Source organism: Actinospineispora spinosispora DSM 44797 (assembly GCF_000429025.1).
Taxonomy (GTDB): Bacteria; Actinomycetota; Actinomycetes; order Mycobacteriales; family Pseudonocardiaceae; genus Pseudonocardia; species Pseudonocardia spinosispora.
In genome coordinates this window covers 20,537-33,937 of record NZ_AUBB01000046.1, presented here as the reverse complement: position 1 = coordinate 33,937, position 13,401 = coordinate 20,537, and the positions used below count along the sequence as shown (strand labels likewise).

The 13,401-nt window shown below is 68.5% G+C and carries 12 protein-coding genes; 6 read left to right on the top strand and 6 right to left on the bottom strand.

Features of this window, described 5'->3' with window-relative positions; genetic code table 11:
- A complete protein-coding gene (locus tag G406_RS48235) occupies nucleotides 1–1,692 on the top strand; it encodes an AMP-binding protein (RefSeq protein WP_051342387.1) in 1,692 nt (563 codons plus the stop codon).
- On the opposite strand, the gene G406_RS0119885 is transcribed toward G406_RS48235, so the two are convergent.
- On the bottom strand, nucleotides 1,639–2,466 hold the full coding sequence (locus G406_RS0119885) for a PaaX family transcriptional regulator (protein ID WP_028935171.1): 828 nt from the start codon (nucleotides 2,464–2,466) through the stop codon (nucleotides 1,639–1,641). The genes G406_RS48235 and G406_RS0119885 overlap by 54 nt on opposite strands.
- Before the next feature lie 130 nt (nucleotides 2,467–2,596).
- Here G406_RS0119885 and dinB point away from each other — a divergent pair, with 130 nt between their 5' ends.
- Nucleotides 2,597–3,802, top strand: coding sequence for a DNA polymerase IV (gene dinB, locus G406_RS0119880; protein WP_028935170.1), 1,206 nt, complete (start codon nucleotides 2,597–2,599; stop codon nucleotides 3,800–3,802).
- A gap of 165 nt (nucleotides 3,803–3,967) precedes the next feature.
- Here dinB and G406_RS0119875 read toward each other — a convergent pair whose 3' ends face one another.
- Together G406_RS0119875 and G406_RS0119870 are read right to left on the bottom strand one after the other, a co-directional pair.
- Nucleotides 3,968–4,948: a hypothetical protein gene (locus tag G406_RS0119875; RefSeq protein ID WP_028935169.1), complete on the bottom strand. Its 981-nt coding sequence runs from the start codon at nucleotides 4,946–4,948 to the stop codon at nucleotides 3,968–3,970.
- 63 nt (nucleotides 4,949–5,011) lie between these two features.
- Nucleotides 5,012–5,599 (bottom strand): TetR/AcrR family transcriptional regulator, encoded by a 588-nt coding sequence (locus tag G406_RS0119870; protein WP_028935168.1) that lies wholly within the window; start codon nucleotides 5,597–5,599, stop codon nucleotides 5,012–5,014.
- A 116-nt stretch (nucleotides 5,600–5,715) separates the two neighbouring features.
- Between G406_RS0119870 and asnB the strand changes: the two genes are divergently transcribed.
- The 3 genes from asnB to G406_RS57040 all read left to right on the top strand — a co-directional run bounded on the left by asnB (nucleotide 5,716) and on the right by G406_RS57040 (nucleotide 9,912).
- Entirely contained in the window at nucleotides 5,716–7,533 is a 1,818-nt protein-coding gene (gene asnB, locus G406_RS0119865) for an asparagine synthase (glutamine-hydrolyzing) (RefSeq protein ID WP_028935167.1), read from the top strand.
- Between the two features lie 141 nt (nucleotides 7,534–7,674).
- Nucleotides 7,675–8,919: an HNH endonuclease signature motif containing protein gene (locus tag G406_RS54210; protein ID WP_051342386.1), complete on the top strand. Its 1,245-nt coding sequence runs from the start codon at nucleotides 7,675–7,677 to the stop codon at nucleotides 8,917–8,919.
- A gap of 264 nt (nucleotides 8,920–9,183) precedes the next feature.
- Nucleotides 9,184–9,912, top strand: a complete 729-nt coding sequence (locus tag G406_RS57040; RefSeq protein WP_156935003.1) for a hypothetical protein — start codon at nucleotides 9,184–9,186, stop codon at nucleotides 9,910–9,912.
- Here G406_RS57040 and G406_RS0119855 read toward each other — a convergent pair.
- Nucleotides 9,907–10,515 (bottom strand): TetR/AcrR family transcriptional regulator, encoded by a 609-nt coding sequence (locus G406_RS0119855; protein ID WP_028935166.1) that lies wholly within the window; start codon nucleotides 10,513–10,515, stop codon nucleotides 9,907–9,909. The genes G406_RS57040 and G406_RS0119855 overlap by 6 nt on opposite strands.
- Before the next feature lie 55 nt (nucleotides 10,516–10,570).
- Between G406_RS0119855 and G406_RS0119850 the strand changes: the two genes are divergently transcribed.
- Nucleotides 10,571–11,233: a lysophospholipid acyltransferase family protein gene (locus tag G406_RS0119850; protein WP_028935165.1), complete on the top strand. Its 663-nt coding sequence runs from the start codon at nucleotides 10,571–10,573 to the stop codon at nucleotides 11,231–11,233.
- A gap of 1 nt (nucleotide 11,234) precedes the next feature.
- Here the strand turns inward: G406_RS0119850 and ehuB are convergent, their stop codons facing one another.
- Together ehuB and G406_RS0119840 are read right to left on the bottom strand one after the other, a co-directional pair.
- Nucleotides 11,235–12,116 (bottom strand): ectoine/hydroxyectoine ABC transporter substrate-binding protein EhuB, encoded by an 882-nt coding sequence (gene ehuB, locus G406_RS0119845; RefSeq protein WP_028935164.1) that lies wholly within the window; start codon nucleotides 12,114–12,116, stop codon nucleotides 11,235–11,237.
- Nucleotides 12,113–13,393: a hypothetical protein gene (locus tag G406_RS0119840; RefSeq protein WP_156935002.1), complete on the bottom strand. Its 1,281-nt coding sequence runs from the start codon at nucleotides 13,391–13,393 to the stop codon at nucleotides 12,113–12,115. The genes ehuB and G406_RS0119840 overlap by 4 nt, the downstream gene beginning before the upstream one ends.
- Nucleotides 13,394–13,401 lie beyond the last annotated feature (8 nt).

Below are 13,401 nucleotides of genomic sequence, written 5' to 3'. Positions count from 1 at the left end.
GTGTCCCTCTCGCCGAGCGCCCACGTCGACACGTTCTGCCGGGACAACCTGCCGCCACCCGCACAGTGGCCGGAGCTGGTCTTCGACCTGCCCGAGCTGCACTACCCGGACCGGCTCAATGCGGCGACCAGGCTGCTGGACGACACGGTCGCCCGGTTCGGCGCCGACCGTCCCTGCCTGCTGTCCCCGACCGAGCACTGGACCTACGGCGAGCTTCTGACCAGGGCCAACCAGATCGCCGCGGTGCTGGTCGCCCAGGGTGTGGTGCCGGGCAACCGGGTCCTGCTGCGCGGACCGAACAACCCGTGGCTGGTCGCCTGCTGGTTCGGCGTACTGAAGGCAGGCGCGGTCGCGGTCACCACGATGCCGATGCTGCGCGCCCACGAGCTGGCCAAGATCGTCGAGAGCTGCGGCCCGACACTGGCACTCGTCGACGATCGCTTCACCGACGAGCTGGCCACCCTCGGCCTCCCGATGCTCACCTACCGCACCAACCTCGTGAGTGTTGAGTGTGGCTATAGCCATACTCAACACTCACGAGGTGAGCTGGGAGTCTTGGCGCGCGCGATGCCGGGGACGTTCGACGACATCGAGACCGCGGCCGACGACGTGGCACTGCTCGCCTTCACCTCGGGAACGACCGGACGCCCGAAGGCCACCATGCACTTCCACCGGGACCTGCTGGCGATCGCCGACACGTTCTCCCGGCACGTCCTGCGGCCCGAGAAGGACGACGTATTCGCCGGCAGCCCACCGCTGGCATTCACCTTCGGTCTCGGCGGCCTGCTGGTGTTCCCGATGCACGCCGGAGCCGCGACCTTGCTGCTGGAGAAGGCCAGCCCAATCGAGTTGATCGAGCGCGCGACCGAGCACGGCGTCACGGTGTTGTTCACCGCGCCGACCGCGTACCGGGCGATCCTCGCCTCCGGACACGCGACGAAGCTGCGCGGTCTGCGGCGTGCCGTGTCGGCCGGCGAGTCGCTGCCCGAGCCGGTCGCGCGGGAGTTCCACCAGGTCACCGGCCGATGGCTGATCGACGGGATCGGCGGGACCGAGATGCTGCACGTGTTCATCGCGGCCGCGGACGACGACGTCCGGCCCGGCGCGACCGGCAAGGTCGTCCCCGGCTATCGGGCCGCCGTGCTGGACGTCGACGGCCGCCCGGTGCCGGACGGCGTCCCCGGGCTGCTCGCGGTGCGCGGCCCGACCGGTTGCCGCTACCTGCACGACGCGAGGCAGGGCAGCTACGTGCGCGACGGCTGGAACCTCACCGGCGACACGTTCATCCGGGACGGCGACGGCTACTTCATCTACCAGGCACGCAGCGACGACATGATCGTCTCGTCCGGCTACAACATCGCCGGTCCCGAGGTCGAGGAGGTGCTGCTGCGCCATCCGGACGTCGTCGACTGCGCGGTGGTCGCCGCCCCCGACGAGGCGCGCGGCTCGATCGTGGCCGCGTACGTGGTGCTGCGCGCCGGTGCGGCGGCCGACTCCGCGACGGCCACCGAGCTGCAGACATTCGTCAAAGGGGTGGCCGCGCCGTACAAGTACCCGCGACGCGTGGAGTTCCTCGACGCGCTGCCGCGCAACGCGAGCGGCAAGCTCCAGCGCTATCTGCTCAGGGAACGCGCCGGGTCACAGGTGGCGCAGAGCGTGCTCGGCGGCGGGGCACGCAAGGCGCTCGCGTAGCGCGCCGAACAGTGCCTCGGCCTCGGCGCCGTTCCAGTCCGCCGGCAGCAGCTCCAGGGGCAGGCCAGGGTCGGCGTAGGGGAGCTGGCGCCACTCGGTCAGCATCTGCACGTAGTCGGCGAACGCCTTGGCCGGGTCGTTCGCGTCGCCGCTCCAGCGCTGCTGAACCGGCTGGTAGCGCTGCAGGAACGTGTCGTAGAGCTGCCGCAGCGACTCCAGATCCCACCAACGCGCAACGTTGCCTCTCGGATCGCCGGGCGCCACGTGCCTACCTTGGAACACCTCGGCGTACTCGGCGACACCCAGCCGCGCGAGCACCTCGTTCGCCTCGGCCTCCAGGTGCGCGGGCGCAACCCAGACCCCCGGCGCGACGGTGCCGAACCCGAGCCTGGTCAGCGCGGACCGCAGCTGGTGGCGTTTGTCCCGCTCCGACTCGGGCACCGAGAACACCACCAGCAGCCACCCGTCGGCGACGCTCGCCCTCCGTCGCCCGAAGATCCGCACGTCACCGTCGGCGAGGATCTCCTCCGCGACCGGGGACAGCGTGTAGCCCGCGGCACCGTCGACCTTGGTGGGCACGAGCAGCCCACGCCGCTTCAGCCGGGAGATCGACGACCGGACGGCCTGCCCGTCGACACCCAGATCGGCCATCAACCGCACCACGGACGCGATCGACAACCAGCCGTCCCGCTGCCGCGCGTACAGCCCGTACAGGCTCACGATCAGCTGCCGAGGCTGCAGCCCGCCGTATTCCGCATCCCCACCGACAGTCACCGCAACACGATAACCGCACGCCACCCACCGCTCCGCCATGGCACGAATGTGGCTTTAGGGACGTTGAACGTCCCTAAAGCCACATTCGTGCCGCTGGTGGGGTGGAATTGTCGGTCGATGATGCGAACATATGTTCGTGTCTGGTGAGGCGTCCTTGTTGCATGCTGACCTTGATTCCTTCTACGCGTCCGTCGAGCAGCGGGATGATCCTCGGCTTCAGGGGCGGCCGGTGATCGTCGGGGGCGGGGTGGTCCTCGCCGCCAGTTACGAGGCCAAGGCGTTCGGAGTACGGACCGCGATGGGTGGGCATGTTGCGCGGCGATTGTGCCCCGGGGCGATCGTGGTGCCGCCTCGCATGTCGGCGTACTCAGCGGCGAGCAAGGCCGTGTTCGAGGTGTTCGGCGACACGACACCACTGGTCGAGGGGCTGTCAATCGACGAGGCGTTTCTCGACGTCAGCGGGCTGCGGCGGATTTCCGGCACGCCGGTGGAGATCGCCGCGAACCTTCGGCGCGCGGTGGCCGAGCGGGTCGGGCTGCCCATCACGGTGGGGGTGGCGCGGACGAAGTTCCTGGCCAAGGTCGCCAGCCGGGTCGCCAAGCCCGACGGGTTGCTGCTCGTGGAGCCGGAGCGGGAGCTGCAGTTCCTGCATCCGCTCGGTGTCGAGCTGCTCTGGGGCGTCGGTGCGGTGACCACGGAGAAGCTGCACAACTGGGGGATCAGGACCGTCGGACAGGTCGCCGCGCTGGGCGAACCGGCGCTCGTCTCACTCCTGGGCAAGGGCGCCGGCCGGCACCTACACGCGCTGGCCCACAACGAGGACCCTCGGCGAGTCCAGGTGGGCCGTCGTCGCGGGTCGATCGGATCGCAGTGCGCGCTCGGCAGGCGGCGACGGTCCTCGGACGAGGTCGCGACGATCCTCGCTGGTCTCGTCGACCGGGTCACCCGCCGGATGCGTTCCGCCGGCCGGGTCGGGCGCACGGTCGTGCTGCGGTTCCGGTTCGACGACTACTCCCGGGTGACCAGGTCACACACACTGTCGCATCCGACCGCGAGCACCGAGCCGCTCCTCGCCGCCGCGCGAGCCCTGCTGTCCGCCGCGCGACCGCTCATCGACGAACGCGGCCTCACCCTGATCGGTGTGTCGGTGGGCAACCTGGATGACGAGTCGAGTGTCCAGCTCCTGCTCCCGTTCGACGCGGACGACCCGGCTCACGCCGGGGCACTCGACAGTGCGCTCGACACGGTTCGGAGCCGTTTCGGCTCGGCAGCCGTCACCCGCGGTGCGCTGATCGGCCACGATCAGGGGCTCCAGGTTCCTCTACTGCCTGACTAGCAACCGTCCACCGCTCACAGGCAGCCTGTGGACAACATGCAAGAGTCTGACCAGCACCTTTGCCTATCGCGGGGCAAACCAATCACAGGCTGTCCACAGCCGCAGAGCGCACTCACTCGCTAGAGCTACGCGTTGCTCCGTGTGTCGTTCGGGGTTGACCCAGGGTCATTCGGGCTTCGCGGCGCCCGCACCCGGGACAGACTCGGCGGCCGCCTGCTCCTCGACGGGCTCGTCCTCGGAGGACTTCGACTCGGCGGCCTCGGCGTCGGTCAGCCGGTCCCCGGCGGTCTTCTCCCCGGCCGCCTTCTCCCCAGCGGTCTTCTCCCCGGCGAGCTTCTCCCCGGGGACCTTCTCGGCAGCGGGCTTCTCTCCGGCGGCCTTCTCCCCGGCGGCCTTCTCCCCAGCAGGCTTCTCCCCGGCAGGCTTTTCGGTCAGCGTCGAGCGCGCCTCGGCGTCCTGCCACCACGGTTCGTCGCTGGTGAAGTCGAACAGCACGACCCGGCCGTCCCCTCCGGGCACCGCGCTGAACCAGCGGCGTGGTTCGCCGGGGAAGTGCGCGGCCTGGAACGCGTGCCGGCGCGCGATGTCCGCCGTCCCGCCTTCGCTCAGCCCCGGATGCTGCACCAGGACCCACAGCGCGCCCGACCCGGCCAGTGCACCGCGGCCGACCTCGCCGAAGAACTCACTGCGCAGCCGCCAGTGCCCCGGCGAACCGAGCAGCACGTCGAACTGGGTGAGCGACCCGGCGGCCGGCGCCGGCCAGAACGCGGTGGCCGCGCCGTCGTCCGACACCGGCTCTTCCCAGCCCTTGCTGGCCAAGCTGGTCGTCGGCACCACGATGGTCAGCGCCCGCCACCAGCCACCGTCGGTGTCCTCCGGCTCCGACCAGGTCGAGATCAGCCGGTCGTCGGCCGGTCCGAGCTGCTCCTTGACCCAGGACTGGGTGTACTCGAGCCGCCAGGTCCCGCGCCGCACGCTGAGCGTCATGATCCGCGCGCGGTCCCGCCCGAGGTGGAGCACGCCGTCGGAACGCCCGGCCTCGACGGTCCAGGTGTGCGATCGGGGTCCCTCCGGAGTACCGACCGCAAACCTGATCGGGCGACCCGGTTGGACGACCTGTGACGGCGGCTGCCCCGTGCTCTGCATAGTCGACAAGGTTGGCACAGTCGTGTGTCCGAACGGGTGAGGCGCACGGTCACCCGGGCGGAGTCACATCCTGGGTGCGTTCGCCGGTAGTCCGCGCAGCAGGGTGTTGAGCAGCAGCCAGAACCGGCGCTCTGCCTCCCGGATATCCCGGGGCGCCCCGGCACCGGCTCCCGGGGCGTGCGCGGCGAGCCAGCCGAGGACGCTGGTCCCGAACACGTCCCAGGTGTCCGTCGCTGCCTGCTGTTCGAGACCGGCCGCGACCAGGGTCGCGACGACCCGTGCCTGTAGCTGCTCGCGCGCGGACGAGCCCTGTCGGCGCGCGAAGATCCGGCCGGTGAAGCCGGGGACGGCCAGCAGCTGGTGGAACATGCCCCAGGCGAGCTCGGCCAGCCAGGCGCGCCAGTCACCGTCCACCGGCTCTTCGGACGGCATGATGCGTGCGACGAGCACGTCACCGATCAGGGTGATCAGTTCGTCGCGGTTGTCGACCCAGTAGTAGAGAGCCTGGGTGGAGACGTCGAGGCGTGCGGCCACGGCCGGCATCGTCAGCGCGTCGAGGTCGATCTCGAGCGCCGCCGCCACGATCTGCTCGCGGCTCAACCTCGGTGGCCGCCCCGGTCGCCGGGTCGGCCGCCACTCCGTGTGTGGCATCTCGTGACCTTAATGTCACTTGTTGCCTTGTCACGTATCGATCAATTTCTTAAACGTTTCAAAAAATACTGTTAACCTCAACCGAGTGACACTACATCGGGTGAGGGTGAGGCGTCATGTGTGGCATCGCCGGCTGGGTCGACTTCCGGCGCGATCTGCGAGCCGAGGGCCCGACGGTATCGGCCATGGCCACGACCATGGCCAGTCGAGGACCGGACGCTGACGGAGTCTGGCTCGACACGCACGTCGGGTTCGGCCACCGACGACTCTCCATCATCGACCTGACCGGCGGGCGTCAGCCGATGACCGCCGAGGACCGCGGCCGGGCCCTGGCGACCATCACCTACAGCGGGGAGATCTACAACTACCGCGAGCTGCGCGTGGAACTGGCCGGTCTCGGCCATCGGTTCCGCACCGACAGCGACACCGAGGTCCTGCTGCGCGGCTACCTGCAGTGGGGCGCCGACGTCGTCCACAAACTGAACGGCATGTTCGCGTTCGGCATCTGGGACAGCCGCACCGAGGAACTGCTGCTGATCAGGGACCGGCTCGGCATCAAGCCGCTGTACTACTACCCGACGGCCGACGGCCTGCTGTTCGGCTCGGAGCAGAAGGCGATCCTGGCGCACCCCGAGGTCTCCCCCGTCGTCGACCCGGACGGCCTGCGCGAGATGCTGGCCAGCGTCAAGAACCCCGAGCACGCGCTGTTCCGAGGTATGTACGAGCTGCGTCCCGGCCATCTGCTGCGGGCCAACCGGGGTTCGTCGCGCATCGAGCGCTACTGGTCGCTGCAGGCCGACGATCATCCCGACGACCTGGCGACCACGATCCACACCGTCCGGGACCTGCTCGCCGACATCGTGGATCGGCACCTGGTCGCGGACGTCCCGGTGTGCACCCTGCTGTCCGGCGGCCTCGACTCCAGCATCGTCACCGCACTGGCCGCCCGCTCGCTGGCCGCCTCCGGCACCGGCCCGATCCGGTCCTTCGCGGTCGACTTCGAGGGCGGTTTCACCGGCGGCGCCCAGACCGGCATGCACGGCTCGCCGGACGCCCCGTTCGCCGACGAGCTGGCCAGACACATCGGCGCCGACCACACCCGCCTACTGCTCAACTCGGCCGAGCTCGGCGAGGACTGGGTCCGGGCGCTGGTGCCGCACGCCCTGGACTCACCCGGCGGCGCCGCGTTCGGCGACGGCTTCGCCTCGCTGTACCTGCTGTTCCACGCCGTCCGCCAACGCTCGACGGTGGCGCTGTCCGGCGAGGCCGCCGACGAGCTGTTCGCCGGCTACCCCTGGTTCCACGCCCCGCAGCTGCGCGACGCGGACACGTTCCCGTGGATCGCCGCCCAGTTCGACCTGATGCCCGCGCTGTCCGGCCTGCTCGACCCCGGCCTGATCGCAGACCTGGACATCGACACCTACCGCGCGGACAGCTACGCCTCGGCGCTCGCCGAAGTTCCGACCCTGCCCGGGGAGAGCCCCCTGGAGCGACGCATCCGAGAGCTGACCTACCTGAACATCACCCGCTTCGTCCCGATCCTGCTCGACCGCAAGGACCGCATGAGCATGGCCACCGGCCTGGAGGTCCGCGTTCCGTTCTGCGACCACCGCCTCGTGGAGTACGCCTTCAACGTGCCGTGGGCGATGAAGTCCTTCGACGGCCGGGAGAAGAGCGTCCTGCGGGCCGCCACGCAGGACTTGCTTCCGTCGTCGATCGCCCAGCGGAAGAAGAGCTCGTACCCGACGACCAACGACGCCGGTTACGACTCAGCGTTGCGGGAGGAGTTCGTTCGCCGTTCTTCGGACTCACGCATCGCACCACTGCTGCGGTCCGACATTCAGCTGTCCGACGGATGGCCCACCCGCGGCGGTCTGGAGTTCCTCCTGCAACTGGACACCTGGCTGAAGACACACTCGCTCGTCTTCCCTTAGGAAAATTTGTTGTATTAACAATCTCTAAGCAGAGACAACAGCCAGTTAGCAGGCTCGCAGCCTGCGCCTTTCGGCTCGCTTTTTCGCTCGAACCCCGGATTTTGCTGCAAAACTGTCAGACCCCCCTGAGACCATAGGGTCATGACCGAAACCGCGCTCCACACCGACACCCCAAACGGGATGTCGACGTTGCACGCATGCGCAGGTCAAGAACTCATCGACCGACTGCAATACGAACGCCACCACATCCAACGCCGATCCCGCTACAACGAGCTGTACCTCATCTCCCGCCTCGACGCCGAAGGAGAGTTCGCCGAACGCGGAGTAGTCGCCAAAGCCGCCGTGGCCGACATTCTGCAGATCAAACCGGCCGAGGCATACAAGGTGACCCGGCTGGCCAGGAACGTGTTTCCCACCGTGACGCTGACCGGTGAAACCCTGGCACCGAAACTCCCATGTACCGCTGCCGCGTTGGCCGACTACACGATCGACCCCGCCCACGGCCTCGTCATCGACATCGTGTTGAACAGCCGCGCCGCCGGACGGTTAGACCCCAGTGCCTGGTCCAGCGTCGAGCAGACATTCTCCGAATGGGCACACACACTCTCCCCGCACCAGCTCGCGGTCGAAGCGCACTGGCTGATCAGCCACCTCGACCAAGACGGACCCGAACCCGGCGAAGACGGCTGCGACGAGCTGCTCAACGAACTGTGGCTCACCCCGAACCCCGACGGCGGCGGCTGGATCAGAGGCACCCTCGACGCCGGCTCCTTCGAAGAAATCAAACGGGCTGTCCTGGCCACACTGTTGCCGGAGGAAGACGAGCGCAAGACCCTGCCCGAGCGGCAAGCCGACGCACTCGCCGAAATCTGCTCCCACTCCCTCGACGAAGGCCGCCTGCCAGCTGAGGGTGGAGTGAGGCCACACGTCACGGTCATCATGACCGAACACGACCTACAGCAGAAAGCACGCGGCGCGCAGCTGGAGTTCGGCGGCAAAGCACCCGCCTCCTACCTGCGCGCCATGCTCTGCGACTGCGGCATCACCCCCGTTGTGCTCGGCGGCAAAAGCCTCCCCATCGACGTCGGATACGAGTCCCGCACCGCACCCACCGGCCTGCGCAAAGCACTCTCCGTGCGAGACCGAGGCTGCGCCCACCCCGGCTGCGCCCGGCCACCGCACTGGTGCCAGGTCCACCACGTCATCGAGTGGAGCGCCGGCGGCCCGACCGACCTCGACAACTGCATGCTGCTGTGCAAACAACACCACCGCATGATCCACACCAGCGGATGGACAGTCACAATCCGAGACGGATGGCCCGAATTCATCCCACCCAAATGGCTCGACCCCACCCAGACAGCGAGACGAAGACCCACGTACCGATGATCCGTACAGCCACGGTCACTGGCCCCACCGGGCGAGAATGAATTGCATGCGCAACAAAGCTATGCATGCGCACGTGACTGAGATAACGTTGAGCCAGAAACGCTCTGCGACTGGGATAAGAGTGGAACTTAGTTGTCTCCCGCAAGCGCCGGACCCGATGGAATATCTAGAGGGCTGCGCACCCTCCTGCTGTCTCCAATCATCATTGTACTCATCTCTTCAACCCGTTTACTGCTGATAGCAAACTACGACACCACGAGTGCCATGAGCATCGCCTCAACCGGCGGTGTCACCGGAACCTTGATCGGGACGATACTTCCCCTTCTACCACCCTACTTACCTGTACTTTTTGTCCTATCGGCACTATGGCGCAAGTGGGGACTGGCGCTCATCTCCGCGATAGCGACCGCGCTAATATCGCCTGCGTTCGCGACACTCCAGTCCGGACTACACGCCGCTGCGGACGAAGTAGTCGGTATCGCCAGACTGATCCAAGAAAAAGACTACGTTTCCATCGTGACCCAGTTTCCAGTTCCGTCCGCATGCGGGGTGCTGGGGATACTGCTCACACCTCTTTGGGCTCACTCAGCCGCGACAAAGCATGCCAATTTCTTCCTCTTTCGTTTCATGGTGCATCTGCCTTGGGGGCTCATCGTCGGCGCAGTTGCAGTAGCCTCAACCAGCTTCATTCAACACACATATCGCGTTCCGTTCGACTTCAGTCAAGCATCTGAGATGCTTCGCAGGCCGTGGGTCCCCGTGGAAGAGGTTCATTTACGGTCCAGCGGGTCACGTGTCGGCTACACGATCGGCACCAAGGACGGATGGTTCGTGATGCTGCTCGAACACGATCGATCGGTTGAGTACATCCTGTCGACCGATGTCGCTACTCGCAAAGTGTGCACGCCGCGAAGCTCCCAACCACAGTTGCCTCTGCTGCCGCTCCAAGGTGCGGTTCCGCACACTTCTCGAGCATGTACCGCCAACTCATAGATCCGCGCGGGTGAGCAGGCGGTTGACCGCGCGCCGGGCGCGGGCTCCCGCCCTACGGTCACGCGTCATCCGCAGCGCGTGGTTAGCCGCGAACATGACTCCGCCCAGTTCGAAGACCAGCTGGTCGACATCCGTGCCACCGGGCAGGTCACCGGCGTCCACGGCCAGCAGTGCCTGCCGCCGCAGGTCGTTCTGCCACACCGACGACAGAGCGGCGAGCACGTCGCGAACCGGGCCCTCACGATCGTCGAACTCCGGAGCCGTGGCCATGAAGAAGCAGCCGCCGGGGAACACGTCCCGCTCCAGGTACGAGATCCATGCTTCACACAGCGCGGCCAGGTGCGGCATGCCGGGTGTCGCATCTCGGGCACGGGAGACGACCTCGCGGGAGAACACCGCGGCGGCCTCGTCGATCACCGCGAGCTGCAGTGCCTCCTTGCTCCCGAACCGGCCGAGCACCCCGGACTTGCTCATCCCCAGATCCGAGGCGAGCCGACCGATCGTCAAACCTTCCAACCCCTCGACCGACGCGATGCGCATGCCCCGGGCGAGCAACGCGGCACGTGTCTCCCGGGCTTGCAGCACTGAACTCCGCGGACTCACCGCGCCACTATAAAACGAAGATAGAGTCCGAACGATCGGACGCTAAAATCCACGCGTGCTCTACCGAACAGCCAGGTTGCTCCTGGCCCCCGTCATCCGGCTGGTGCTCGCCCGAAGCGTCGAGGGCACGGGCAACGTTCCCCGGAGCGGTCGGGTGATCATCGCCAGCAACCACTGCTCGTTCATCGACAGCGTGATCATCGCGCTGCTGAGCCCGCGGCCGGTGCACTTCCTGGCCAAGGCCGAGTACTTCCGCGCACGCGGCGTCACCGGGCTGCTGATGCGCTGGGTTCTCGCCGCGGTCGGGTCGGTCCCGGTCGAACGCGGCACCCACCATGCCGCACGGGCAGCTCTGGATGCGGGGCACCGCATCCTCACCGAGGAGCGTGCGTTCGGCATCTACCCGGAGGGCAGCCGGTCCCGCGACGGTCGGCTGTATCGCGGGCGGACCGGCGTCGCGTGGCTGGCGTTGACCGCCGACGCGCCGGTGGTCCCGGTGGCGCTCAGTGGAACCGATCGGCTGCAGCCGATCGGCAGGCGGTTGCCCCGGTTCCATCGGGTCACGGTGCGGTTCGGTCCGCCGGTCGACCTCGGCGACGTTCCACCCGGCCTGCGCCCGGCGCCGCACCGCCGCGCGGTGACCGATCGGGTCATGCTGGCCATCGAAGAGCTCTCCGGCCAGGAACGCGCCCCCGGGTACAACCCGACGCGGGTCTAGCTCACGGGTCGCACAGGGTCTCGGTGTCCAGGTCCGGTGCCGGCACGTTGTCCTTACCGAAGCCGAACGGCTCCGCGATGCGCAGCCACTCGCCGGACCGGTGCAGCGCTGTCAGCTCGGTGTTCATCGCGTCAAGCAGATCGTCGTCGCCCCGGCGGAACGCGAAACCACCTGCGGGCACGATCGGCGTTCCGTTCACCGTCGGGAAGAACCCCGGCGTCACCTCCACCGGCACACCGGGGTTGATGGTCACGATCCTGGCCAGCGAGATGTTGGTGAGCGCCGCGCAGTCGACGCGGCCGCCCAGCACCGCGTCGAGCATCGCCTGCTGGTCGGCGAAACGGTGGATCAGGTTGTCCGGCACACCGCCTGCCCGGGCGTAACGGGCTTCCACCGCGCCGCCGAGCACCGCGATCCGGATGTTGCGACCACGGAGGTGCTCGAAGTCGGTCAGCCCCTTCGGGTTGCCCGAGGGGACCAGGAACGCGGTCGGCGCGGTGAAGTCGGGTGCCGAGAACGCCAGTGCCTCGCAGCGTTCCGCCGTGATGGACATACCGGCAGCGACCAGGTCGAACTGTCTGGCCAGGGTGAGACCGGCGATGAGCTCGCCGAAGTCGACGGTCACCGCCTGGATGCGGCGGACACCGAGCTTGGACAGCACCACCCTCGCCACCTCGACGGCTTCGCCGGTCGCCCTGCCGGTCGGATCGGTGTAGCCGTACGGCGCCTCGCCCGCGATGCCGACGGTGATGATGCCCGCCGCACGTGCCCTGGCCAGCGCGCTCTCGTCCTCGCCGTAGTAGCCGGGTGCCGAGCATCCCGCGACCCCGAAGGCCGCACCCAGCAGGGCTCCGCGTTTCAGCAGCTCGCGCCGGGAGATCATCGGTACTCCCACGCTCGGCGGCCGACCCCGAACGCCGCCGCCACCGCCGCGAGCAGCGCCAGCAGCGCCGGTCCGTCGGTGATGCCGGACAGTGCCGTCTCCGCGCGCCGGACGTCGATCGCCAGCGCGGTCTGCTCGATGCCGAGCGCGTCGGCGAGCGTGGCGTTGAGCCGGTCGAACGCCGGGCCGGAGCCCTGCGGATCGGCACCGATGGCCGAGTCCTTCGCGCCCTGGAGGTTTCCGCTGTCGACCAGTGCGCGCAGCTGACGGTGCGCGTTCTGCCAGTCGATCGCCGCGACCTCGACCGCGGCCAGCGCGGGCGCATCGTCCCCGGTCTTGGCGACGGCGGTGCTCAGCAGACCGTTCGGCCCGAGCAGCCGGGTCATCGCGGCGCGGTACTCCTGGTCGGAGCCGCCCTGGTCGATGAGCCCGAGCGTCTCGGATGCCCTGGCCTGCAGCGTCACCACCCGCGCGTTGTCCAGCGCGGCGGCGACCTCGTTGTGCTCCCGCGCCGAGGCCAGCCGGATGTCCGCGACGAGCGACGCGACGAGCCACCACAGCAGACCGATCGCCACCAGGGCAGCCGCCACCAGCAGGCCCGGGGACAGCACCCGGTTGGTCCGTCTGCGTTCGGCCCGCGCGACGTACCCGATGCCGAGCAACGTCCCGACCATCACCACGAGCACCCATACCGGGACCGCGCTCGCCGCCCGGTAGTTCGCGGCCAACGCCGCGGCCTGGGCATGCCGCAGCCGGTCGGCCGCCGGAAGGATCGTGGTCCGCAGCAGTGCGGACGCGCTGGCGAGCGCATGCGGACCGCCGGAGCCCCGCCCCGATTCCACCAGCGCCGTGTACCGGGGCAGCTGCGCGGCGATGCGCACGATCTCGGCGGCGTCCCGCCCGCCGGGCGGCAGCAGACCCGCTGCGTGCACCAGCCGCTGCGACGCCCTCGCGATGTGATCGTCGTAGCGGGCCCGCATCGCGGCCGAGCTGCCCGAGGTCGTGCTCGCCACCGTGCCGCTGGACGCCGTCGCGTCGGCTTCGTTGAGCGATCGGTAGAGCTGCGCGGTGTCGGTGTCCAGCGCCGCGAGACGGGCACCGCCCACTCCCACGGCGTCCTGCTTGGTCCACCCGACGAGAGTGCTGACCAACGCGGTCGCGAAGCAGGCGAGGACCAGCAGCACCGCGGTGCGCCACAGCCGGTTGGGCGTCTCATGGCTGGTGACGGCGGTACGCAGGCGAGCGGTCCGCAGCCTCACCGGCACCGTCGCTACCACGCCCACTC

Coding starts and splice junctions, on each gene's coding strand:
- dinB (WP_028935170.1), top strand. CDS start 2,597: ATGTTCGTGTCTGGTGAGGCGTCCTTGTTGCATGCTGACCTTGATTCC.
- G406_RS0119875 (WP_028935169.1), bottom strand. CDS start 4,948: ATGCAGAGCACGGGGCAGCCGCCGTCACAGGTCGTCCAACCGGGTCGC.
- G406_RS0119870 (WP_028935168.1), bottom strand. CDS start 5,599: ATGCCACACACGGAGTGGCGGCCGACCCGGCGACCGGGGCGGCCACCG.
- asnB (WP_028935167.1), top strand. CDS start 5,716: ATGTGTGGCATCGCCGGCTGGGTCGACTTCCGGCGCGATCTGCGAGCC.
- G406_RS54210 (WP_051342386.1), top strand. CDS start 7,675: ATGACCGAAACCGCGCTCCACACCGACACCCCAAACGGGATGTCGACG.
- G406_RS57040 (WP_156935003.1), top strand. CDS start 9,184: ATGAGCATCGCCTCAACCGGCGGTGTCACCGGAACCTTGATCGGGACG.
- ehuB (WP_028935164.1), bottom strand. CDS start 12,116: ATGATCTCCCGGCGCGAGCTGCTGAAACGCGGAGCCCTGCTGGGTGCG.